Origin of the sequence: Cohnella endophytica (genome assembly GCF_003628305.1) — a bacterium.
GTDB classification, from domain to species: domain Bacteria; phylum Bacillota; class Bacilli; order Paenibacillales; family Paenibacillaceae; genus Cohnella; species Cohnella endophytica.
Genome location: NZ_RBZM01000005.1, coordinates 152,247 through 176,645, shown reverse-complemented (window position 1 = coordinate 176,645; position 24,399 = coordinate 152,247). Strand labels below are relative to the sequence as shown.

20 protein-coding genes are annotated in these 24,399 nt (G+C 53.3%); 2 read left to right on the top strand and 18 right to left on the bottom strand.

What is annotated here, in order from left to right; all coding sequences use genetic code 11:
* Positions 1-75: 75 nt before the first annotated feature.
* The 8 genes from pheS to pxpB form a co-directional block, all read right to left on the bottom strand.
* On the bottom strand, positions 76-1,110 hold the full coding sequence (gene pheS / locus D7Z26_RS11145) for a phenylalanine--tRNA ligase subunit alpha (protein WP_120976869.1): 1,035 nt from the start codon (positions 1,108-1,110) through the stop codon (positions 76-78).
* 755 nt (positions 1,111-1,865) lie between these two features.
* Entirely contained in the window at positions 1,866-2,480 is a 615-nt protein-coding gene (locus D7Z26_RS11135) for a YcnI family copper-binding membrane protein (RefSeq protein ID WP_120977583.1), read from the bottom strand.
* A gap of 138 nt (positions 2,481-2,618) precedes the next feature.
* Positions 2,619-3,293 carry a response regulator gene (locus tag D7Z26_RS11130; protein WP_120976866.1) on the bottom strand — a complete coding sequence of 225 codons (675 nt, stop codon included), beginning with the start codon at positions 3,291-3,293 and terminating at the stop codon, positions 2,619-2,621.
* On the bottom strand, positions 3,290-4,144 hold the full coding sequence (locus D7Z26_RS11125) for a sensor histidine kinase (protein ID WP_120976864.1): 855 nt from the start codon (positions 4,142-4,144) through the stop codon (positions 3,290-3,292). The genes D7Z26_RS11130 and D7Z26_RS11125 overlap by 4 nt, the downstream gene beginning before the upstream one ends.
* A 35-nt stretch (positions 4,145-4,179) precedes the next feature.
* Positions 4,180-5,841 (bottom strand): copper resistance CopC/CopD family protein, encoded by a 1,662-nt coding sequence (locus tag D7Z26_RS11120; RefSeq protein ID WP_120976863.1) that lies wholly within the window; start codon positions 5,839-5,841, stop codon positions 4,180-4,182.
* Positions 5,842-6,034: 193 nt separating this feature from the next.
* Entirely contained in the window at positions 6,035-8,158 is a 2,124-nt protein-coding gene (locus D7Z26_RS11115; RefSeq protein ID WP_120976861.1) for a putative bifunctional diguanylate cyclase/phosphodiesterase, read from the bottom strand.
* Between the two features lie 128 nt (positions 8,159-8,286).
* Entirely contained in the window at positions 8,287-9,015 is a 729-nt protein-coding gene (locus D7Z26_RS11110) for a LamB/YcsF family protein (RefSeq protein ID WP_120976859.1), read from the bottom strand.
* Positions 9,016-9,038: 23 nt separating this feature from the next.
* The gene (pxpB, locus tag D7Z26_RS11105; protein WP_158602266.1) at positions 9,039-10,808 is read right to left on the bottom strand and encodes a 5-oxoprolinase subunit PxpB; all 1,770 of its coding nucleotides are present in this window, start codon (positions 10,806-10,808) and stop codon (positions 9,039-9,041) included.
* Positions 10,809-10,897: 89 nt separating this feature from the next.
* On the opposite strand from pxpB, the gene D7Z26_RS11100 reads away from it, so the two are divergent.
* Together D7Z26_RS11100 and D7Z26_RS11095 are read left to right on the top strand one after the other, a co-directional pair.
* Complete coding sequence (locus D7Z26_RS11100) at positions 10,898-11,209, top strand: hypothetical protein (protein WP_120976855.1); 312 nt, start codon at positions 10,898-10,900, stop codon at positions 11,207-11,209.
* Between the two features lie 43 nt (positions 11,210-11,252).
* On the top strand, positions 11,253-13,697 hold the full coding sequence (locus tag D7Z26_RS11095) for an MMPL family transporter (RefSeq protein WP_120976853.1): 2,445 nt from the start codon (positions 11,253-11,255) through the stop codon (positions 13,695-13,697).
* Here D7Z26_RS11095 and D7Z26_RS11090 read toward each other — a convergent pair.
* From D7Z26_RS11090 to D7Z26_RS11045, 10 genes are all read right to left on the bottom strand, one after another.
* Entirely contained in the window at positions 13,647-14,252 is a 606-nt protein-coding gene (locus D7Z26_RS11090; RefSeq protein ID WP_120976851.1) for a hypothetical protein, read from the bottom strand. The two genes, D7Z26_RS11095 and D7Z26_RS11090, sit on opposite strands and share 51 nt — an antisense overlap.
* 165 nt (positions 14,253-14,417) lie before the next feature.
* The gene (locus D7Z26_RS11085; protein ID WP_120976849.1) at positions 14,418-15,386 is read right to left on the bottom strand and encodes an aldolase catalytic domain-containing protein; all 969 of its coding nucleotides are present in this window, start codon (positions 15,384-15,386) and stop codon (positions 14,418-14,420) included.
* A 102-nt stretch (positions 15,387-15,488) separates the two neighbouring features.
* Positions 15,489-15,764 carry a HesB/YadR/YfhF family protein gene (locus D7Z26_RS11080; protein ID WP_120976847.1) on the bottom strand — a complete coding sequence of 92 codons (276 nt, stop codon included), beginning with the start codon at positions 15,762-15,764 and terminating at the stop codon, positions 15,489-15,491.
* A gap of 156 nt (positions 15,765-15,920) precedes the next feature.
* Positions 15,921-16,898 (bottom strand): aldo/keto reductase, encoded by a 978-nt coding sequence (locus D7Z26_RS11075; protein ID WP_120976845.1) that lies wholly within the window; start codon positions 16,896-16,898, stop codon positions 15,921-15,923.
* 120 nt (positions 16,899-17,018) lie between these two features.
* A complete protein-coding gene (locus D7Z26_RS11070) occupies positions 17,019-18,617 on the bottom strand; it encodes a helix-turn-helix domain-containing protein (protein WP_158602265.1) in 1,599 nt (532 codons plus the stop codon).
* A complete protein-coding gene (locus D7Z26_RS11065) occupies positions 18,592-20,316 on the bottom strand; it encodes a cache domain-containing sensor histidine kinase (RefSeq protein WP_158602264.1) in 1,725 nt (574 codons plus the stop codon). Before D7Z26_RS11065 ends, D7Z26_RS11070 begins: the two co-directional genes overlap by 26 nt.
* Before the next feature lie 116 nt (positions 20,317-20,432).
* Positions 20,433-21,806 (bottom strand): ABC transporter substrate-binding protein, encoded by a 1,374-nt coding sequence (locus tag D7Z26_RS11060; protein WP_120976839.1) that lies wholly within the window; start codon positions 21,804-21,806, stop codon positions 20,433-20,435.
* A 106-nt stretch (positions 21,807-21,912) separates the two neighbouring features.
* Complete coding sequence (locus D7Z26_RS11055; protein ID WP_120976837.1) at positions 21,913-22,746, bottom strand: carbohydrate ABC transporter permease; 834 nt, start codon at positions 22,744-22,746, stop codon at positions 21,913-21,915.
* 27 nt (positions 22,747-22,773) lie between these two features.
* Complete coding sequence (locus D7Z26_RS11050) at positions 22,774-23,688, bottom strand: carbohydrate ABC transporter permease (RefSeq protein ID WP_120976835.1); 915 nt, start codon at positions 23,686-23,688, stop codon at positions 22,774-22,776.
* Positions 23,689-23,871: 183 nt separating this feature from the next.
* Positions 23,872-24,243 (bottom strand): IDEAL domain-containing protein, encoded by a 372-nt coding sequence (locus tag D7Z26_RS11045; RefSeq protein WP_120976833.1) that lies wholly within the window; start codon positions 24,241-24,243, stop codon positions 23,872-23,874.
* Between the last annotated feature and the right edge of the window lie 156 nt (positions 24,244-24,399).

Genomic DNA, 24,399 nt, shown 5'->3' with positions numbered 1-24,399 from the left:
GGAAACTCCCCTCATTTTATCCATAGTAATGGGCCCGTCGCCCTTCGTTCGTGTAAGCTCTGCCGTGCGACGTCGTCACATTTTCGCGAATTGATTCAAGAATTTAGTATCGTTCCCGTAGAAATGGCGGATATCGTCGATGTCGTATTTCAACAGCGCGATCCGCTCCACGCCCATGCCGAAAGCGAAGCCGGTCACTTCGTTCGGGTCGTAGCCGCCGTGCTCGAGCACCTTCGGATGTACCATGCCGCAGCCGAGAATCTCGATCCAACCGGTGTGCTTGCACATCCGGCAGCCACTGCCGCCGCATTGGGCGCAAGTAACGTCGACTTCGGCGCTCGGTTCCGTGAACGGGAAGAAGCTCGGACGCAGCCGAATTTGCATTTGCGGGCCGTACATTTCTTGCACGAACTGCAACAAAGTACCTTTAAGATCGCTCATCCGAATGTTCGGTCCGATCACGAGCCCCTCGATCTGGTGGAACATGAACGAATGCGTCGCGTCGTCGTCATCGCGGCGATAAACCTTACCAGGGCAGATGACCTTCACCGGCGTCTTGCCGTTCATCGCTTTCATCGTGCGGATTTGCACCGGCGACGTGTGCGTGCGAAGCAGGATCTCGTCCGTAATATAGAAGGAATCTTGCATATCCCGAGCCGGATGGTTCTTCGGCAGGTTCAACGCCTCGAAATTGAAATAATCCGTTTCGACTTCGGGTCCTTCCGCGATCGTGTAGCCCATTCCGATAAAAATATCTTCGATCTCCTGCGCGACTTTATTCAACGGATGAACGGAACCCGTGCCCACCTCTTTGCCCGGCAACGTAACGTCGATCGTCTCCGCTTGCAGACGATGTGCGGTTGCCGCGCGATCGAAGCCTTCTTGTTTCTCCGCGATGACGGCCTCGATGGCCGCACGAACTTCGTTGCCCACTTGCCCGATTACGGGACGCTCTTCGGCACTAAGCGCGCCCATGCCGCGCAAAATTTCCGTCAACTGCCCTTTCTTGCCTAAGTACTGTACGCGAAGATCGTTTAAGCTTGCAGCGTCGGCGACGCCTTGCAATTGCTCCAGCGCCTCGACCCGAAGCGCTTCTAATCTTTGTTTCATACCCAATCTCTCCTTATCGCGTTTAAATACAAAAAAGGCCTTCTCTCCCGTAAGGGACGAAAAGACCGTGGTACCACCCTTTATCGGAATGCCGTTGCGTCGCATAAGTGACTTGCCGACGCCCTTGCGCTCATGCGCCGGACATTCCCTCATCATGCGGCGTAACGGGCCGCGAGCCGGTTCCCCCTACTGACGCGACGGTTAAGTCGGACGTTCAGAGGACTGCTCCGGAGAGAATTTCGGCAGCCTGTGTTCTTAGGAACGCTCCCAGTCCATGGCGTTCCCTCCCTGAAAGAAGGCACTGCTTACTTGTCTCCATCAATGCATTTTGATTTATCCTCTATTATAGGGCAAGCGAAACTCAGTAGCAAGCCGGAATGGCCGCGTATTCGCCCGATTTCGAAGGTATTTGCCGATTCAGTCGAAGGAACGATTCCTTACTCTTCTTGATAACCTTCTGCTCGTAGCCTCGGACTTTGATCCAGCCTGCATTTACTGCAGGTATTTTTATGGAAGTTTCCGTTTTTCGCTCCCCAACCTGCATTTCATACATGTCAATTTGCTTATTTCGCTCTAATTTTACCTTTTCCCCAAAATCGCCTGTACGATTTGCAGGTTGGTAGTACCATTTCGCCGAAATAAGAATTCCCACTGTACTTTTTGCAGGTTGCACTGCGTCCATCTAGGGCTGAAGGGATACATCGAAAAAAACGACCGTCCGGCATGGAGGCCGAACGATCGTTTTGTAGTATCCGTTATGCCCGTTTCCGGAACAAAACTACCAGCAGAGCCAGCAAGCCTGCCGCGAGTCCCGCGATCGATAGCGACAGAGTCAGCGTATCGCGACCTTCGTCGCCGTGCTCTTCCTCTGTAGCCGCGGACACGCCGTGGCCATGGCCATCGCCGGCTACCTTAGCGGTAACCGTCGTAACGGATGCCGGCTTGTCGGCGTCGGCAGCTCCGGTCCATTCGACGACTTCGCCGTCCGAATACGTCTGATAGGCTTTCCATACGAGTTCCTTCGCATCGTCGGCCACTTTACCTTGCATCCGGAATTCCGCGAACTCCGTAGCTCCGATTCCCGCCGAGTCCGCTTTCCACGTGATGCTGACGACTTTATCGCCGGCGCCCTTCTCGAATGCGTACGTCCAGCCCGGCTTCGCCTCGACGCGGCTTACGTCCGCGCCTTCCGGAATCGCGACCTTCACCTGAGTCGTCGCCGCGTCTTTCTCGGACGGAACGCGAACCGTGAACACTTGATAGGAGCCCGCGGGTACTTCCTTCGGTTGAACCGTGACGTGCGCGCTGGCAATGCCCGCGAACGCAACCGTCAATAATAGAACGAGAACGAGAGAAATGCTTTTTTTCATGGGAATGAATCCGACCTTTCCTGTACGGGTTAGTTGATATTCCCAAGTATAGCCCGTATCGTACCGGCCCGCATGACTCGAAAGAGTCATATCGGGGCCAGGTTTGTGACGATCTCGCGAACGCCATCCTCTTGAAGCCTAATCCGTCTCCACCATGCCCCGTTCGTAAGCGTAGCGGGTTAATTGTACCCGGTTATCTAAGTGAAGTTTCTGCAAAATGTTTTTGAGATGATTTTTGACGGTGTGCTCGGACAGGTTGAGCGATGCGGCCACTTCGCGGTTCGTCTGTCCGCGGGCGACTTCCTGCAAAATCTCCTTTTCCCTGGGAGTCAGCAGCTCGCCATCGCTTTCCTTTTCTCTGGCAACCGTCCCGACGTTGGCTTTCCTCGAAGAGAACTCCCTAAGGATGGACATCGCGATATCCGGATTAAGCGGCGTTTCGTCTAGCGCGACCGCTCGCAAATAATCTCTCCATGCGGACGGATTCAAGTTTTTGAGGAGGTACCCTTGCGCCCCCTTCTTCAGTGCTTCGAATAGGTGCGCCGCATCGTCGGATACCGTAACCATGACGATCTTCACGGCGGGGTTCGCGTTCTTGATCGATTTCACCGCTTCCAGTCCGCCCATCCCCGGCATCTGGATATCCATGAGAACGAGATCGGGAATAAGCCGGACCGATTGTTCGATCGCTTCCTCGCCGCTGGAAGCTTCCCCGACGATTTCGAAATCGGACATCGCGGACACGATCGTGCGCATGCCTTCGCGCGCGTGCCTATGATCGTCCGCCAATAAGACGCGTACTTTACCGCTCATTGCGCTCCTCCTCCCCGCTTGCTTAACTCGACGACCGTTCGGTTCCCCCGGCGCTCCGCCAGGAAAGCCCAACCGATCCCCTTGGCGCGATCTCTGACCATACGCAACCCGAATCTTCCGGGCGCGTCCAACGGGTCGCATGCAAAACCGATGCCGTCGTCCTCGACCGCGCAACGGAAACCGCCGAAGTCGTCCTTTTCGCCGATCACGAATACTTGAGTCGCTTTCGCATGCTTGCGGACGTTCATCAACGCCTCTCTAACGCAGGCGTGAAGCTCCACTTTTTCTTTATCCGACAAACTCCCGTCCGGAATGCTCCAATTGAAATCCGCCCGCGCTTCCGTAATCCCCGCAGTTTCCCCTAACAATTCACGCAACGGCACCACCCACGCTGCCGCTGCGGGAGAAGGCGGCTGCCGCAAATTCGCGATCGCCTGCCGCACGTCCTCGTGCATGACCCGAACCGTTTCCCTTAAGCCATCGGCCAACGATTTTACCGGTCCTTCGACCTTCAATTCATCCAATTGATCCAGCTTGACCGCCAGCAAGAACAACGACTGCGAGATTCCGTCGTGCAGCTCCCTCGCCAGCCGTTCCCGTTCTTCCAACGCGGCGTTCGCTCCCTTCTCCCGTTGAAGTTCGCGCTGGGATTGTTCGAGACGCGAGAACAAGCTTCTTACCACGGTGAGCGTCACCGCAAGCACGATAAACGGAGCGAGGAAGTTGCCGAGATCCATCGACAAATAAGGCAACAGGAACGCATGGCGTACGTATTCCCATAGTCCGATCGTTAACGTCGGAATCAACAGAATGAGCCATTTGAGGCGCCTGCCTTGATTGCGGTTCTCCATCGTATCTCCTCCTTGCTCCATCAATCGTGGATTGCTTAGTAGATCCTGTATGTCGTTTCCACGACGCGCTCGTTGTCGTCGGCATCCGTTACCCTAACCTGCATCTCCCATTGTCCGGCGAACGGAAGAAACGGTCCGGTCGCCTGATAAGTCGATTTCTTATAATCCGGGAAAGCGTCGAGTTCTTCGTCATTGTAAGCTTCAAGAGGCACATCGATGAAACCCATGTCTTTTTTGCCGAGCGGCAGCATGCGAAGTTGAACCTTCTTCGGTACGCCTTCGCCGACGCTCTCGGGCAACCATATTTTCAAGTTGAACTCGTTATCGCCCGGCGCGTTAGGCGTAACCCTTAACGTCACGTGCATTTCCGTGCCCATGCGGTGGAAATTCAACGGCTCGTTCGATGGAAGGGGCGTCTGATAAGTCAACACCCCGACGCTAAGCACGATCGCGGCCAATAAGCCAGCATCGATCTTCAGCAAATATCCGCGAGGGAGTTCGCCTTTGCCGAGACGCAGACGGATTAAGAAAGCGGTGATCGCGACCAGTACGGAAATCGCGGCTTTGGCGATCAGCCAGTCCCCCCACGGCGTATAGAACAAATAATCCAGCTTCGGCAGGAAGGCTAACGTGGACAAAATTCCCGTTACCCATAACGCCAAGAAAGAGATCAACGCCCACTTGGAGAAAACGACGGCGAACCTTCCCGCTTCGGGCCGCTCCTTGAACCAGATCGCAAGCAGCAGTATCAATCCTCCGCCCCAGAGCGAAGCGGCGGCAAGATGCACGAAATCCAAACCGACCGTATAAACCAATGGTTCGAACGCCGCGGCATGACCCGACCACGCTTCGATGAACAAGGCGACGGCAGCCCAGAACAATCTAGCTTGGAAACCTAGCGACGGCAACAGCGGCGCGGCCAAGGCAAGCAAGACTTCCGCCAAATACAACTTCCCGATCGTCGTCTCCGTCAATATCCGCCCCCATTCGGAGATGGGTTCTCCCTGGGCCAAGTCCTGAAGACCGAACACGACGTACGCAAGCGTCGCGATCAAAGCGAACTTGCCCGCCAAGCCGATCGTTCGGTTGTGAGTCTCCCTCACGACTTCCGGGACTTTCCGCCGCAAGCTCCATAGCGCGAGGCCAGCTACCGCAAGCAACCCGGCGTAATACAGGATTCTAGTAGCGTACAGCAGGAAAGATTGTTGGGTTAAACCGGCACTACCGTGATTGTGGGAATGTCCGACCTGCTTATGCGGATCTAATTGGCTCGCGTCCGGCAGCGGGGCGGGATTGCCCACGGTGAAGACGTACGCCCCCGATACGGGATGCCCATCCGCCGATATGACGGAATAGCTAACCGTATAATGTCCTTCGCCAAGCTTCGGCAAGGCGATGCGAATGGTTTTACCTCCGTCTAACGACTCCGGCTTGCCTTTCGCGATGTCGCGGGAAGATTCGTTCAGCACCTGCAGCTTCGTTCCGCCGCTATCCAGTCTCTCGTTAAACGTAAGCTCGACCGTGGACGGACTCGCTTCCATTTTCGCGTTCGCTTTCGGCGAGGTTTGCACGAGTTCGGCATGCGCATCCGCTTGGCCGGCCGAGCTTAATAGGTAGAACAATCCCAAAGCGAACAACATGGCCAAGCGATATATTTTCTTATGAGTTTTTGCGCTTATGCGATTCGATAAATTCATGACGACTGCCTCCTGCTCTCTCTTCTAGCGCTAGCCGTTTGCAACAACATTTGATTCTATCGTACCCGAACGGGAGTGCCCGTTCAACTTAACGACGTCGGTTCACGAAGAATACATTTTTTCAAGAAACAAAAAAACCGCATGATGCGATGACTCGCAAATGCGGCTGCTTATCTATTCCCCCGAATCTTGCTCATGCGGGCGTTTCCTTGTGATCCAGCTTTACCTTGCCCCCATCGAACAGAGCGACGAATCGTTCCGGAGGCACGGGACGGGAGTAGTAAAAACCTTGAGCCTCCTGGCACTTTAATTGCTTCAGGAACGCGGCCTGGCCGGCGCTCTCGACTCCTTCGGCCGTTACTTTCAAGTTCAGGTTACGGGCCATCTCCGAGATCCCCGAAACGATCGCCGCGTCATTGCGGTCGGTCAGCAAGTCGTTCACGAACGAGCGGTCGATCTTCAGCTTATCGATCGGGAACCGCTTCAAATAATAGAGAGAGCTGTATCCGGTTCCGAAGTCGTCGATGCTGATCCGTACCCCAAGCGCCTTCAACCGCTCCAACATTTCCGTAGCGAAAGTAACGTCCGCCATGATGCTTTCCGTAATCTCAAGCTCGAGCCATTGCGACTCCAACCCCGTCTCTTCCAACACTTTGGCAATCCGTTGACATAGGTCATGCTGACGGAATTGGCGTATCGATAAATTAACCGACATGACGATCGGAGGAATGCCTTGAGCTTGCCAGCTCTTCATCTGGCTGCAAGCTTGGCGGAGCACCCATTCTCCGAGCGGAAGAATGAACCCGTTCTCTTCGCAGAGCGGAATGAATTCCGAAGGAGGTATTTCTCCGCGCAGGGGATGACTCCACCGGAGCAGCGCCTCGGCGCCGACCAAGTGCTCGTGCTCCAGATCGACCAATGGCTGGTAAGCGAGATGAAACTGCCCCAACTCCAAGGCGATTCGCAAGTCGTTCTCGAGCAACAGCTTTTCCTTCGCCTTCAAGTTCATCTTCAGTTCGTATCTCTTCCAGCTATTGCGCGACTCCTTGGCGCTATACATCGCCGTATCCGCATTCTGCAGCAAGAGATCGAGCGAGTTGCCGTCATCCGGATAGAGGGCCATGCCTACGCTGCTCGTAATGTGGAAAGCGGATAAACCGACTTTGATCGGCAATTCGAACAGCTCGACGAGGCGTTGCGCGGCTTTTTCCGCTTTTGCCACTTCGTCGATGTTGCTCAGCAATAAAGCAAATTCGTCTCCGCCTAACCGGAACACGTTCTCCGGTTTCTCCGCGAATTTCGTCAGCCTCTCGGAAACGGAAATTAGCAGGCGATCCCCGAATGAATGTCCCATCGAATCGTTAATCGTTTTGAAGCGATCCACATCTAGCCATAACAGCGCAAACCGGTTCCCGGCATGCACGGAATGCGCCATCTCCGCTTTCACCCGTTCAGCGAATAGGCGCCGGTTGGAAAGCCCCGTAAGTTCATCGTGAAAAGCCAAATAGTTGATGCGCGCCTCGGTTTTCTTTTGCCGCTTGTAAGGTTCCTCGATCAGAACGAAATAAATTCCTTGCAGCAAGAAATAATAGCCGATCAGCTTAAACGCTTCTCCGAACAAATTTTGTAGCGAACCGATCTCGGATCCCATCGAACTCTCGATTTTGGAGAAAAACAGCCAAATTAGCGCTTGAACGATCGTAAGCATCGAAGCCGGTCTCTCTACGCGGTGGCGGTAGAAAACGACGACGATCGCGATTGCGTAAAGAATCAGTGTCGTTACTTGTTGCACGGGTGCCAGGCGATCGATAACAGATCGGTTCCATCCATCGATTTCGAAAACGACGATGGCGATGATGGCGACGATTCCGACTACGGGAATAATCGCGTATAACCGTGCTCTTCGCTTAACGATCGAATTATTCAATGAAAACACGATAAGAATCCCTAACGCGCCGACCAACTGCGAGATCCAATTGAATAGAATGCTCGGGGTTGATTCGCTGGCGGGATCGTATAGAGGCATTCCCTCCGAACTGATCGCGTGAAGCAAATCCAGCAATCCAACCCCCGCGAACAGGGCGGCCATAGTGAGTCGTTGCCTGCACAGCGTAGGAACGAATATCATTAAGCCGAGGATTAAAATAGCGAAGCAGATCGAGAAAGCCAAGGACTCTAGAATGATATGCGCCGCATGACGATTAATCGGAGCGAATACTTCGAATAACTCTTGATTTCCCCACTGTATGCAACCAAACACGGCAGCCGCCGCGATAACCATCCACATCGTTTTCCATTCGGCGCGATTAATCGACATTCAAGTGCCTCCGACGAAATACCTAATCTAGGTAGAAAGACTCTAAATCCCTCTCTAACCTTTCCACGCGGAACTTCCATTTCCTGCTTCTTGGAAAATAAATCCGACAATCTTTCGACATTATTCGCCTATTTTCTTGTCGGATGATGAATGGCAACGCCGGATTCGCGCAAGCTCTCCGCGATCCGCTTCGCATGCTCCGCCGCATAGGGCGCGTCTCCGTGAAGGCATATCGTCTCGCAACGGCCAGCCAAGGCAAGCGATACCGCTTGGCGGGCAACCGCCTCCGCATCCGAGAGCACGGAGCCGGGGACATTCCTGGGCAGCAGCTTCCCATCGCCCGTATACGCCCGGTCCGCGAATCCTTCGGACACGAATCGGATGCCGATTTTGTTTGCCGCTTCATGCAGGCAACTTCCGCTCAGCCCATAAATGGACAAGGCGGGGTTTAGAGAACGGACGGCGTTCGCGATGGATAAAGCCAACTCATCGTTTCCGGCGGCCATATGATAGAGCGCTCCGTGCAGCTTGACATGACTCAACTCGCCGCCGGCCGCCCGGACGAATGCCTGCAGAGCTCCCGCCTGATAGAGCACGAAGTCTGCAGCCTCCTCCGGAGTTACCTTCATCTCGCGGCGTCCGAAGCCCAAACGATCCGGCAAGCCGGGATGGGCTCCGATCGCGACGTTCTTCGCCATGCAAGACGCTACCGTCGCACGCATAATATGGGGATCGCCCGCATGGAATCCGCAGGCGATATTCGCAGAGGTCACATCGTCCAAAAGCTTCGTATCCGCTCCCCATTCGTAGGCTCCGAAGCCTTCGCCCATATCCGCGTTCAAGTCGATCGTAATCATCCTTGCGTACCTCCCTCACTTTCCTAGCCGCGGGCGCGAATCCGCACCCCGGCCTTTAATATCGCGATATCCCGCTCCCTATGCCTTAACGCGCGCTCCGCAGTTATTAAGTCCACGAACTCGAACGTAAGCAGGTCTCCCGGCGCGGCTTGCGCGAGCAAGGGAATATCCGCGCGAATGACATGCGCGATGATCGGATATCCGCCCGTCGGTTGACACCCTGCAGTCAGAATGATCGGTTGTCCGCTCGGCGGAACTTGGATCGTTCCCGGCACGACGCCGCGCGATTCGAGCTCATCCTCGAACTCCCGTTTTAACGGATGGCCGGATAATCGCATCCCCATTCGATCCGAAGAAGCATCGACTTTGAAGGGTTCCTCGAAAAGCGTTGCCTTCGACTCCTTAGCGAATTGTTCCCATTCCGCGCCCAAGAGCACCCGAATCGTAAGTTGGAGCGGTTTCCGCAACGGTTGGACAGCGAATGGAAGACTTTCCTCCCAACCTTTCGCGCTCCAATCGGTTTCGCTCCAGCGCAGGCCGCTATCGTCCGCCTTGCTTCCGAGCTTTTTCATCAGTTCGCGGGAAAGAGGAGATAGCGGCATAACGCCGATCGTATCTCCCGCGATCAAAGCTCTGCCGAAGCCTCCGCCTATCCGAGCCCTTGGATCCGTACTGCGGCTTCCTAGCACTAGCGGCGCGTCGAAGCCTCCGGCGATCGCGACGTAAGCCCGACATCCGGTCAAAACCGACCCGAAATCGATTCGCGTCCCGCCGCGCAACAATATCGGTTTATTTAGCGGTAAGCCGGCTCCGTCCACGGTTGCGCGCAGATCCGCTCCGCATATCGCGATCAAGATATCGCTTTCGACGAGATAACTGCCTCCGATCAAGGTCAATTCCAGAACGGCGGCAGCTTCTTCGTTGCCTAACAGAAGGTTGGCTTTGCGCATAGACGTCTCGTCCATCGCGCCGCCGACCGACACCCCGTAAGCTTGCCATCCCGTTCGCCCGAGATCTTGGATCGTCGTTAACAGTCCCGGCTTGATCACGCTTAAAGCGCTGTTGCTTATCCGCTCTCCGCTACCGCTGTCATGTGCGAACGCAGGCGTGGGTTCATTCGGAACGACCGGTATTTCCGCATCCGCCGATACGGGAATGAACTTAACCGTGTCCCCTTGCGCGAGCAGGAACGGGCGCTCCGCTTCCGGTCTGAACAACGGGACGGGCGTTCTGCCGATGATCTGCCAGCCTCCCGGCGACGAGACGGAGTACACGCCCGTCCGGTTGCCGGCAATTCCGACCGAGCCTGCCTGCACCGACATGCGAGGCGTGTCGCGCCGCGGCTGAGCCAACGAATCGTGCAAACCGCTCAAGTAAGGGAATCCCGGCGCGAAACCGATCATCGCGACCTCGTACCTCGTTTCCGCGTGACGGTCTACGAATTGCTCTATCGACAACCCGCTTCTTCGGGCGCACTCGGCAAGATCGGGACCCGCATCTCCGCCGTAGATGACAGGAAGCTCTACATGCCTCAGCCGATGCTGCTTCAAGCCCTTTATTCCTTGCAGAAGCCGAACGGCTTCTTCCGCCGCCTTACCCATATCGTATTCGCCCGACTTCATATAGAAAGCAATCGTCCGCGAAGCCGGGACCACCTCTTGCAACCAAGGTAAGATTAGCTCGGCAAGTGCCCGCGCCATGCCTGCGACGGTCGAGGATTCGACCTGCTCCTTCCATCGCAAAAGGAAAGCACGATCGCCTAGCTGCTGAATGTCGATAGCAGATTGGTTCATGGAACCGCCCCCTTTCTCAACTTCCGTTTGCATGCTTTTCGAAATACGCGTTACAATCAATATATCGGTAAGAAAGGAATGGTTCAGAAGTGGAAACTTACGATTTGGCGGAGCTCAGCGTCGCTCAGGGCCCGTTGACATGGAATCTCGTTTTCTCGCGCGCCAAGCTAATGATCGTATCGGAATACGGCTCGCGCTTATGGTATATCGACATCGACGGCATGACCGACGTTGCGCTGTTGAAACGATTCGCGGAATCGCATGAAATCGAAGTCGAGGTCAAATCGACGACGATCGGAGGACGGCATTTGGAAGGCAAAGGATTTTTCCATCCGAACCCGCAGCACCGCGCCGCCGCCATTCGCGGAGACGGACAGTTGGAAGGGTACGGGCAAGAATAGCGGCTATCGCAATCAAACCGAAGGCAGGAGGCTGAGTCGCATCATGAAAGGTTGGATCGGCGGATTAGCCAAGCTGCGCTGGGCGATCGTGATCGCCTGGCTCGCGGCGGCTACCCTCTCCTTCTTCTATTTACCCGACTTGCAAGCGATCGTACGCAACACCGAACAGAAGTTTCTGCCGGCCAGCGCCGAGTCGGTGCAAGCGACGCATCTCATGCAACGGATCAATCCCTCTTCGCGTTCGCTCTCGAACGCGGTTATCGTTCTCTCTCGCGATAAAGGGTTAAGCACCGCGGACCTCGAATGGATGGACGACTTGCTTCGACGAATCGATTCGGACAAAGAGGAGCTTAAAATCATAAGCGTGCTCTCCGCCGCAACTCAGCCGGAGCTCGCGGAACGGCTTCGAAGCCATGACGGCACGACGATTCTCGCGGTCGTCAATCTGCCGCGCGCGGATTTCGACGAAGAGACGAAAATCGCGCTTAATAAAATCAAGCAGTTGCTCGAAAGCGTGCCTAACGGCGCCCAAGCCCGGCTTACGGGCACGGCGATGCTCTCTCAGGACTTCCAACAATCCTCGGAAAACGGACTTCGCCGCACGGAGGCTTTAACCGTCGGCATCGTGTTGCTGATTCTGTTGATCGTTTTCCGCTCGCCCGTCACTCCGCTCATTCCTTTGGTCACGATCGGAATCAGTTTCATCCTATCCAGAGGCTTGATCGGGTTCGCGGCTCGATTCGGCGTTCCCGTATCCCATTTTACGGAATCTTTCCTCATTGCCGTATTGTTCGGCGCAGGGACGGACTATTGCATTCTCCTGCTTCAGCGATACCGAGAGGAATTACGTTCGCAAAGCGATGGCAATCGAGCAGTCGCCTTAACCAAAGCCATGAGCGGAGTAACGAGAACGATTCTGTATTCGGCAAGCACGGTATTCGCCGCTTTCGTCCTTATCGGTTTTGCCGAATTCGGCTTATACCGTTCCGCCGTAGGCGTCGCTATCGGCATGGTCGTAACGGTAGCCGCCGCATTAACCTTAACGCCTGCTTTGATCCTTCTGTTCGGTCATTGGATCTCCGGAAATAAACGAGTCTCGCCGGATCATGCCGAAAAAGAATCCCGAGTATGGGCGAAGCTCTCTTCATTATGTTCGAGGAAATCGGGGCTTGTCCTGCTCTCTTCCTTCATCCTTCTTCTGCCCTTGTCTCTGCTTTTCCAAGGCAAACGTTCCTTCGACGACATCTCGGAGATTAATCCGCAGTCGGATTCCGTTCAAGGCTTCCGCCAAGTGGAGAAAGCGTTCGGCATCGGCGAAGCCTTTCCGGTTACCGTCGTCGTCACTTCGATGTTATCGATGCGCTCTTCGTCCGGTCTTGCCGCGCTGGAGCAAGCAAGCGCTACGCTTGCCGCCGCCGAAGGGGTAAGCGAAGTAAGAAGCGCCGTTCGGCCCTTAGGCCGCAAGCCGGAACAGTTGACCGTCCCGGGGCAACTTAAAGCACCGAACGTCGGAGACATCGTACAAGCGATCATGAACGAACAACAAACTCTCATCGAGGGTCTCAAGACGATCGCGCTCGGCGCCGTACCGCTTAGCCATGGCTGGATCGGCATCGTTCCCGCCGTTCGGTTGTGGGAAGACGGATTGAGCAAGCTCGTCCTGTCGCAACTTGGAGGACTCAAGCGCATTTCCGGCCCCGAAGGAAGAAACGAGGGGACGAAACCGATTTCCGCGGAACGTCAAGCGGCCATGGATTATTATATCTCTCCCGACGGCCATACGACGAAGTTCGAGCTTATCTTGAGCACGAATCCATACTCCGCCGCATCGATGGACGCGATCCCGGTAATCGCAGGTCAGCTGCGCGATAGCTTGGATGCAACGGCGCTTACGGATCCGCAAGTATTCGTCACCGGAGTGTCCGCCAAGTATAACGAGCTCCGCGGGATTTCCTACGTCGATTTTATCCGAACCGCCGCGCTCGTATTAATCGGCATTTTCGCCGTTCTGGTTTTGATGCTGCGCTCGATCATAGCGCCGCTGTATGTCTTGCTTTCGCTAGGGATTAATTACTTCGTTACGATGGGCATTACGGAGTTTGTATTCGTGAAGGCGTTGGGGTTCCCGGGTCTTTCCTGGACGGTGTCGTTTTTCGTCTTCCTCGTAATCGTGGCGCTTGGGGTCGATTACAGCATCTTCTTAATGGCGAGGTACAAGGAAGAATACAGACCTGGTCATAACGCGGCCGCCATGGCCAAAGCGATGCGCACGACGGGAGGAGTCATCGGCTCGGCCGCCGTCATTATGGCAGGGACGTTCGGCGCGCTAAGCTTCTCGGGCGTGGACACGCTCGTTCAGATCGGCATCGGCACACTCATCGGACTGTTGCTATACGCGACGATCTTCATGACGCTCGTCGTACCGGCATTCTCGTTCTTACTCGGCGAACTCAACTGGTGGCCGTTCAAACGCGATTCTTCCCTCTAGGTAACGCATGAACGCTTCCAGTTCCAATTGCTGCAGCCATTCGAGCAAGTTCCGCGTATACTCCTCGCCGATGTGATTCGTCTGAATGGCGATCGCTTCGATGAACAAATAAGGGTTCCAACTACCCTGAGCGACAATCTGTCCGAACACTTTATTCAACGGGCCTGGAGGGTTCCGCTGCTGCCGGAGAAAGCTTGCCGCCCTAGATTGAAGTCCATGGAACGCGGGGTGGTCTCCCGCCATTCGAAACCAAATCTTGGCGTTGCCGAAATCTCCTTCGCGTCTGTGCACGATGCCATGAAGCGCGGCGCTCGTCGGGCTATTCATGGGCTCGACGATACGGTGCGCGGCGGCTAAGCTGTCGTTCCATAGGTGAAGCGCCGCTTTCCAAGCTCTGGCGGACGACCAACCATCCGGGCGATCATTCGCCATTTCCGATTCCGAGAGCGCGGCAATCTCCTCGTCCACCCCGGGATGCCAAATATAATCCGGCACGAGTGAAGGTAGGCTCTTGCGTTTCATCAAGCGGACAAGCAATCGATTGCGATTATCCATCCTGACTTCTCCTCCATAAAATACCATCATTTTACAAAACAATAGCTTATATAGCGGTTTTTGTCGAGCTTTTTCGAACGAACGCCCAAACCAAACAAGGAGCTAGCCCTCGTCGTCGCGCGGACGATAGGGCTAGCTCCTTGTTCAAGGTTGCATGAGAATCGGTTATTGTTTGTTGTACACTTCGGGAGTCGTCATCTTGTCGTAGAACTCCGTGAATTGATCGCGTTTCGCCGAAGCGCGCCATCCCATCGCCGAACGCGGGTGCTCGTCGAGCGTTCCGGTGATCATGTCGGGGATCAGATAACCCCATTCGTCTTTCTCGCGAAGCTTGATCATATGCTTCTCGATCATGCCGAGAACTGGACGAAGGCTGTATTCCGGACGAGTCAGCTTGGCGAGCAGCAGCTCGGTAGGCGTGTTGCCCGCGGCGCGGCCCATTCCGTATACGGATGCATCCAAGAATTCAACGCCAAGTTGAGCGGCCGTGAGCGTATTGGCGAACGCAAGCTGAAGATTATTGTGGGTATGAACGCCAAGGCGTTTGTTCTTCAGCGAGCGGCGGAACTTCTCCACCAGGAAGCGCATATCGTCAGGATCCAAGCTTCCGAAAGAATCCACGATGTAGACGACGTCGATCGGGCTTTCGTTGATCATGGCGAGCGCCTCGTTCAACTCGTTGTCCATAACGCCTGAGAGCGCCATAATGTTGATCGTCGTCTCGTAACCGCGCTCGTGGAACAAGGTTGCCAGTTCGATGGCTTTAGCCGTGTCGCGAGCATAGCAGGCCACGCGAATCAGATCCAGCATGGAATCGCTGCGGAGCAGCACGTCCGCTTCATCCACCCGTCCAACGTCGACTAGGGCGGAGAGCTTCGTATTTTTCTTTTCTTTAATAACTTTGCGCAAGAAGTCGTCGTCCAAGAATCTCCAAGGACCTTCCGTGCCTTCGCTCTTCAGCAGCTTCGGAGAGTTCTTATAGCCGATTTCCATGTACTCGACGCCTGCGGCGTTTAAGGATTCGTACAAATCCTGGACGAACTCCACGCTGAAATCCCAATTGTTAACGAGCCCTCCGTCGCGGATGGTGCAATCCACGATTTTGCAGTGATTCGTCTTGCTATGTACCGTCATATCCTTGAATTCTCCTTTTTTAAGCAACCTTGCGTCGTAGTCGAAACATAATGATTATTAGTTTACATCAAACCGATTATCTTTGCCACCTCTAAACATCCGCTAAGACAACCGATAGACGATATCTTCGCCTTCGCAGTCGATTTTTAGGCTTCTGCCTTCCAGAAACCACACGTCCTTGCTCTCCATATAGAAGGTAATCAATTCCGCGACCGTCGTCACGGCCGCATCCAGCGGAGTATCCCTCGTAATGCCGAACGCGAAAGGCTTCTCCCCGCCGCTAACGTAACGCACGAATACCCGAACGGATTCTCCGTCCCCGATTCCCCATTCCCCTTTGAAGCAAGACAGCGCGGAAGGCGTAACGATCAATTCCATATCCAACACCTCATTGTTCCATTTTGGGTACTCTTACATTTTACATCCAATCCGGCAATAAAGAAACGAGCCATCTTCATCGAAGAAGGCCCGTTTCTACGCATTTATATGATTTCCTCTGAATCAAGGCCACAAGCGATTCATACGTTCGTTGCCTTAAGGCATCATGCGTCCGCGGGAAGTAATGTAGAGATGGTACCACTCCTCGCGGGTCAGTACGACTTTGGCGGCATCGCCGCACGCGACGATCCGCTGCGGATTGGCCGTGCCGATGACCGGTTGGATACGGGCAGGATGTCGCATTAGGAACGCAAGCACGATCGCTTCCTTCGTCGCTTCCTTCTCTTCCGCCAACTTGGCGACCATGGCCGCAGTCTCTTGAACCGCTTGGCTCTCGTTCGAAATATCCTTGCCGCTATATAAGCCCTTGGCCAACGGAGCCCATGATTGGAGCTGCACGTTGTTCAACCTGCAGTATTCGATCGTCCCTTCCGGGAAGCTACTCAACTTGCCCGCTTCTTGATTGACGTGAACGACCGAATCCAGCCAATCCAGCTTGAGCAAGCTCATTTCCAACTGATTCGCCACTAACGGCTCGTCCAAGCTAGCTTGCAGCAGATTCATTTGCGCGGCACTCATATTGGAGACGCCTAGGCTTCCGACTTTGCCTGAGGATTTCAGAAGTCCGAACGCTTCCGCTACTTCTTCCGGCTCGGCGAGCGGATCCGGGCGATGCAGCAGCAAGACTTCGATTTTCTCGACGCCCAGACGGGAAAGAATACCGTCTACGCTGGACACGATATGCTCCTTGGAGAAATCGAAACGCGTCCGCGGATAATCCTCGGTTCCAAGTCGAATGCCGCACTTGGATTGAATCAGAATCTTGTCGCGAAGCTCGGGACGTTCCTTCAGCACCTCTCCGAATACTTTCTCCGATTTGCCGAACCCGTAAATGTTGGCATGATCGAACATATTGATGCCGATCGACATCGCCGCGTCTATCGCGTCGTGGGCTTGCTTAATGTCTTCCTTCGTCAAGGGATTGGAATTCCAGCCGCCTCCAAGACCCATGCAGCCCAGAACGAGCTGGCTGGCGGAGAAGCCGTGTTTATTCAAAGGGATCGTTTGGCTCATGATCGAGTACCTCCTAATAAAGTTCTTTGCGCGTTCCGTTTCAAGCCCATTATAACGAAGTCGGACTTTCCGCGTAAGAACTATACTAAAGCGTACTAAGTAACTATCGCTTTCCCCGGATTAAACGAAACGCCCCGGAGCCGTCCCATAGTGTTGCTTGAACAATTTTACGAAGTAGCTCTTGTTATCGTAGCCAAGCTGCAGAGCGATTTTCTCGACGGTATGTCCCGATTCCCCGAGCAGCTCTTTCGCTTTCTCCATCTTGAGGCGGGTCACGTATTCGATGAAGTTTTCTCCGCTCTCTTTCTTGAACAGACGGCTAAAATAACTCGGATTGAGGTGAAGATGATCGGCGACTTCCTCAAGCGTAATTTTTCTGTGCAATTGCAGTTGTACGTAACGCTGGGCATCGACGATTTCCGTCTTCTTGCTTTTCTTGGAGATTTGCTCGGCTTCGGCGACGGCTTCCTTCATGAAGAGCAACAACCAGTCTCTGACCTCGCTTACGTTCAGCATCCGTCCAAGGTCGTGCTGGGCCTTTTCCTTGTCGAAGTAGCGACTGAACTTGAGCTTCAGCCTCATGTCGAGCGCCAGCTTCCAGACGAATTGCTTCACATCGGAAGGCGGGAATTTGCCGCTTCTGACAAGAGAGAAGAACGAGTCCACGACGGACTCCGACTCCGATCCTCCGTTGTTCTCGATGAGCAATCGGTTCAATCGTTCCGCGACATCGGAATAATGCTGGAACAAGTCCTGTTCCGTCGCCGATGCCTGGCGTTGTTGGATTTCGGAGTATTTCAGAACGACCGGTTTATGGGAATAGAACAATTCGTCCGTTTCAAGCAAAGCCGCGGTTTGCCTCTTCAGCTCCGAACCGCCGGACACCATCTCGCCGACGAGCACGGACAGCTCGATCTTCAAATATTTGGAGAAAGCCTGCTGGATGACGTTAGAGATGCGCACCACTTTCTCGAAAGGGTTCACGACCAGCTCCTTGCGGCATGCGCATAGGAGAAAAAAGGTTTGGGAGGAATAGCCGACGAACATTAAATTCTGTTCTTCCCGAAGCAGCTCCTCCGCCGCGTTCTCCGCGATGAACTTGACCATCTCTTCGTTATTGTAGCGAATGATCGCATCGTGATAACGATGAATCCGGCAGCATACGGGAATGAAGTGACCCTGCTTGGCGTTTAAGCCGAATTCCTGAAGCTGCTCGAAAAGCTTGCCATCTTCGGACACCGGATACGAAAGCAAATCCCTTAGCCACTTTTCTTTTCTCGCGGATTGGCTCTTATGGGCCTGATCGTGCAAGCGATCGACCTGAAGCTTCAATCGTCGCTCGTCGTCGATACCTCTTTTGGCCTTGCCGATGAGCTCCTGCATGCTTTCCAGCGTCAACGTTTCTTTTAGCACGTAATCCTGTACTCCGAGCTGAACCGCTTGTTGGGCGTACAGAAATTCATCGTGGCAAGATAAAATGACGAACCGAGATTTCGTCGCCTTCGCCTGTAGCTCCCGAATGAACGCCAAACCGTCCATTCCGGGCATGCCGATGTCGGTGACGATGAGATCCGGCACCGCTTCTTTGCAATGTCCAAGCGCGTCGTACGCGTTCGTGAACGCGCCCGCCAATTCGAAGCCCATCTCTCCCCATGGGACCAATTGCTTCAAAAATTCAAGCACCGCTACGTCGTCATCCACCAGAATGGCTTGGTGCATCCCCATTCCCCTCTCTAGCATTCAGCGGGATTTTCAATAAAATCGATAGTCCGGAGCCCGGCGTACTATCCAGCTCCATGGCGAACATCTCGCCGTATATGATTTGCAGCCGCTCGCTCACGTTTTTCAACCCGATTCCGGACATCGGAGTTCCGCTCTTGATTTCCTTTAGCTTCTCCTCTGATATCCCGACTCCGGTATCTTTAATCTCGATAAGCAGGAAAAAAGCATTTTTCCATGCCGAGATCGAGATTTCTCCCTGTTTCTGTTTCAGACCATGAATGTAAGCGTTCTCGATCAGGGGTTGAAGCGTGAACCTGGGAATCGATTCGAGCAGGGAATCGGATGCAAGATTAACCGTGAGCGTGACTCCTTCGTGGTGCCTGAAATTCATGAGCTGCATATAATGTTCAACCGTGCCGACTTCCTCGTGAAGCGGTACGAATTCATTGTTCCGGTTAATGGTCATCCTCAGCAATGTCGACAAAGAGCCGATAATGCCTCCGATTTCGTGTTCGCCCTTCAGAATCGCCCTCATTCGGATAGAGTTAAGCGTATTGAATAGAAAATGAGGATTGATCTGGGCTTGCAGCAATTCGAGTTCGGCCATGCGCTTCCGGTTCTGCTCCCACTCGATCTGACGGATCATCTCCTCGAACCGATCGAGCATCTTGTCGAAAGCCGAGCCCAGGTGTCCGATCTCGTCTCGCCCTTGCACGTTGGAACGTTCTTCCAGAAACCCTTTTTCCACCTTGGAAGCCGTCCGCGCCACCCTCATAATCGGTTTGGTCCATTGATTCAGGAAGTAGAGAAGCACGATCGCGAAAATCATGAAGAACACGATCTGCAATATAAACACGTAATTAAACACGTTGCCTATCTTGCTCGTAACGGAATGATAAGGCGTCAAACTCCGCATGCTCCATCCGGCGAAAGGCAAAGGATGGCTGACCGATAAGTACTCTAGACCGTTCCACATCACGACATTGCCCGTGCTTGACTCCTTGAACGTCAGGCCGATCTGGTCGGCGTTCGTGTGCGAAATGATTTTACCGTCCTCATCCAGAAGCATCATCACTTGGTCGGCGGCGTATTTGGAAAAAATCTGACTGAATTGCATCTCGGGCTTGCTCATAATGATATAGGCGTTGGGGCTATGATTGTACAGCTGAAACGTGCGCACGATCGTCACCAAATTCGGGGTCTTCTCGGCATCCGCTTTGACGTAGTTGCGTTGCGTACCTAGCCAAGAAGTCGTATTGGTCGGCTCCTTCGACAATTTCTTAAGCCAGGGTTCTTCATACATAGAAGCTAAATCGTTCTTGTAAGTCGAATAGTTAGTAAAATATAGTCCGTTCGGAAGCAAGATCGTTACATACGTCTGCCCGCCGAAAAACGTGATGCGCTCCAGCTTCTCCGCGATTTGCTTAAAGGAGAAAAAGTCCACCGTTCCGGTATTGTCCTTCTTGTACTTGGTCCATGCCACTCGTAAATCCGTGATCATCTCGCTGTCGTATTGAATGGAGTTGAAGGCGTTGATCATATCCTTCATAAGGTTGGATTCGTAGAGCTCCGCTACTTCCAGCGATTGCTCAGACTTGGCGACCGCCTTGTTCTTCAACTCGTTCTTGGTGTAGAGTCCCGTCAGCACCAGCGTGAGGACGGTCGGAAGCACGAGGCATAAGAGCGAGGTGATCATAAGCTTCTGTCTCCAACTAAATACAGGAAATCGCATTCCCGTAACCCCCAATCCGCAGCGGCAATGAAAAAAGGGGATGCCGTACAGGCATCCTCCTCGTCATTATAAAATTGTTGTTACTTATTTGCATCAATAATTTTCTGGAGATTCGTCTTGATGCTCGCGATCGTCGAATCGATATCGGATACTCCAAGCATATATTTATCCGCTTCCGCGATATAAGCTTTCTCCAAATCGCCCGCATAAGATACGGTAATCGGAGGAACCGGCAATTTCGTAACGCTAAGCGTATTGATGAGCGACGCTTTGTCGATCATGTCCGGAGATTTGGTAGCCGAAACGATCTGATCGACTTCCGAAGCCAAGTCTGCTTTCTTCCATGCGGACAATTGCTTCGTTAACGACATGCCTTCCGTGGACAAGTACCGCAGGAACTTATACGATTCTTCCTTGTGCTTCGACTTCGAGGAAATGACGAGCGGATCCGCTCCGCCGTAAGAATAGATTTCGTCGCCTTTGTTGTTCGTCGGCCATGGAGCGAACGCCGAGACGAACGTCGCAGGGATTTTGTCCGTGCCGCCCGCTTCGGAAACCATCCAAGGACCGGTCGGCAGCATAACTCCGCGTTGTTGGAAATATTGGTCGCGGTAAGGGATCTTCTGCGTGATGACGTCTTGGTAAGGAGTCGCGGACTTATCCGTCTTCTCCATCGCATAACGAAGTTCCAAAGAGCTCTTCATGAGAGGGTTGTCGGCGTTCAGGTTCAATCCGTCGTCCTTCATGATGCCTTGATCTTGAGAAGAACTGTACAAGTTCAGCAAGAAGTAGTCTTTCCACTCGTGGAAATGGGCGCCATAAGTCTTGGTCGGGCCATCGCCCTTCGTCAGCTTCTTCGCGTAGTCGCGGAATTCGTCCCATGTCCAGCTAGTCGGAACCGCAAGACCCGCTTCATCGAGCTTCGCTTTGTTGAGCAAGATGAACCAAGGGCCGAATTTGCCCGGCAAGGAGTATCTTTTGCCTTCGTACTTCTGTTGCTCCGCTTTATACTCGTCCTCGTATTTCACGCCTTCTTTAGCAAGGTAATCATCTACCGGTTCCAGCATGCCGTTGGAAGCGCGTTGCGCGAACGCGGGCGCCGAGTTAAGCGTGAAGACGTCGAATGTGTCTCCGGAAGCGTACATGAGATCGATTTTTTTGATCGATTCATTGGAATCGTTCTCCACGAGCGGCGTGTAATCGACGTGGATTTCCGGGTATTTCTGCTCGAACGCGTCGATCGCGGGTTGGTACACAGAAGCTTTCTCCCAGCCTAGGAACTTGATCGTAACCGGCTCTTTGTTAGCCGAAGGACTTGCGCTCTGGGAAGCGCTCTCCGAAGGGCTTGGAGAATTGGAAGCATTGTTGCCTCCGTTATTGTTGTTGCCGCAGGCGGACAATACGCTTGTTGCGATTACTGCGGTTGAGACGATCGATAACCATTTTCTTTTCATACCGTAAACCCTCCCTATATGTTGAAAGCACTTTTATTTACAATCTAAAATTATCATTTTTGGTTTAGCCGCCAGAGCGCCTATTTTTACTTATTCGAAAATATTTTTACCCTTTTACCCCGCCGAGCGCGACGCCTTCGATAACTTGCTTCTGGCCGACGATGAAGATCACGATTAGCGGAATGATCGCGGATACCGTTCCCGCCATGATCAGGGAGTAGAAAGCGCCGCTCTCCGTCGCGAACTTCTGGATGCCGATCTGAACCGTCGCGAGCTTGTCGCTGCGCAGGAAGATGAGCGGATTCGCGTAGTCGTTCCAAGTCCAGATAAACCGCAGTATACCATAGGTTGCAAGCGCTGGTCTTACTAGAGGAAGCGCGATTCCCATGAACAAGCGGGGGTGTCCGGCGCCGTCCATTCTTCCCGCGTCCAGATAATCTTTATGGATACCCATGAAAAACTGTCGAAGCATGAAAGTACCGAGCGCACTGAACGAGCCAATGATAATCAAGCCCGTGTGACTGTCGAACAAGTGCAGCCATTTGAAAATCAAAAACTGCGGCACGAGGATCGATGCGCTGGGAACCATGAACGTCATGAGTACGATGACGAACAAAAAGTTTTTGCCGCGGAATTCCAGATGCGAGAAGCCGTAAGCGGCCATGCTGGAGACGAGGAGCGATAAAAGCGTCGTAAGAACCGTTACTTTGATCGTGTTCCAATAATACAGCGCGAATGGATGCTCTCCGGACCAAACGTCCTTATAGTTCTCATAAGCGTTCCAATGCTTCGGTATCCAGTCGATCGGATATTTGAATACGTCGATCTCGGGCTTGAACGATGCCGAAATCATCCACACGAACGGCAAGATGAAGGCGATGCCGACGAAGGCAAGCAGGATCGTCGCGATCCATTTGCCGATTTTATTTTGTTTATCCATATGCCACCTCGATTCTAGTCTTTTGCTTTAGTAGTTCACCCAGCGTTTTTGGACGTTCAACTGCACGAGAGTAATGAGAAGCACGCATCCGAACAGGAACCAGGCGATCGCCGATGCGTATCCCGTCTTCAAGTTCTCGAACGCTGTCGTGTACAAGTAATAAGTAATGACGGAAGTCGAATAAGCGGGTTTCCCTTCCGTGAGCACTTTAATGATGTCGAACGATTTGAACGTGCTGATGAGACCGGTCACGAGCAAGAAGAAAGTCGTCGGCGAGACGAGCGGAAACGTGATCTTCATGAACCTCGTCCAAGAACCGGCACCGTCGATGTCCGCGGATTCGTACAAATCCCTCGGAATCGATTGCAACGCCGCCAAGTAAACGATCAAGCAAAAACCGATTCCGATCCACACCAGAATGATCATGACCGAAGGCAGGGCGTAATGAATATCCGCGAGCCACAAGGGCGGATTCTTCACGCCGATCGCCAGCAGGAACTGGTTAATCGGACCGTAGGACGGATGGAACAATAGCTGGAACACGATCGCCACGGCGACGATGCTGGAGATGTAAGGCAGGAAAAAGATCACCTTGAAAAAGCTCTTAAAAAAAACGAAGCGATCGATGACGACCGCGATAATAAGCGAAAGCACCAATTGAATCGGAACGACGAGCAGCAAAATAAGATTATTCTTCATGGAAATGCGAAAGACGTTGTCGTCGAACAGCATTGAGTAATTCTTGAAGCCGACGAATTTGATTTTGTCGAAGCCTGCAATGAAGCTCCAGTCCGTAAAGCTAAGGACAAGCGATAGGAGAGTCGGTATGATCGTTAGCACCGTGAGTCCGATGAATAGCGGGCCCACGAATATATAACCCGCCAGATTCTCTTTCCGAGCGCCCCGAGCCGGCTCCACCTGCTTAATTGTCGTGTTGTCCATCCCATACACCCCGTCAGATAGATTTGATCTAACTGTTATGGTACAGAAAAACGGTCTTGCGGATAAGGAATGAAAATGACCGATTTGAAAATATCTTTACCTGTCAGACAAGTTGAGCTTAGCCCCTAAACGAAGCAAAAAAGCCCATCCCTGCCGCGGGATGAGCTTACGATACGTAACAAGTTATACTTTATGTCTTAGCCGGTTCGAATAGGTCGGGTTAGAGAGCTCTTGAATCGGATTCGCCGACTTCCCTGGCGTTTCAACGGAAGACAACCGTTCGCTCAATTCGGCGAACCATTGTTCGTCTCGCGTCGCAAGGGCGATATCGATTAGGCTTCGGATCGCCTCCGGTTCCTCCAATGAGATCGGAGGAAGTTTCCTGAGCCAATGGACGAGCGCCGTTGCCGGCTGTCCCACCGATTGCTCGTTATCCGAACGCACGACGAACAACTGAGCAAGCTGCTGCGCTTCGTCCAATGACTCGATAAAGCCATGCACGAACTCCCCGTTCCTTGTTTTCGCCTGTACCCAATCGCTTACCTCGAATTTCATTTACGACACCACCTGTCCGGGAAATTGAACTTCTGCGGAAATTAACTGTAACAGAACCTATTACATTTAACTCTTACTGTAATATTATCCGTTACAGTTGACGATGTCAAGGGATGTATTCCATAGATGCTGCAAGGCTTGGCAGACATGCCGGGA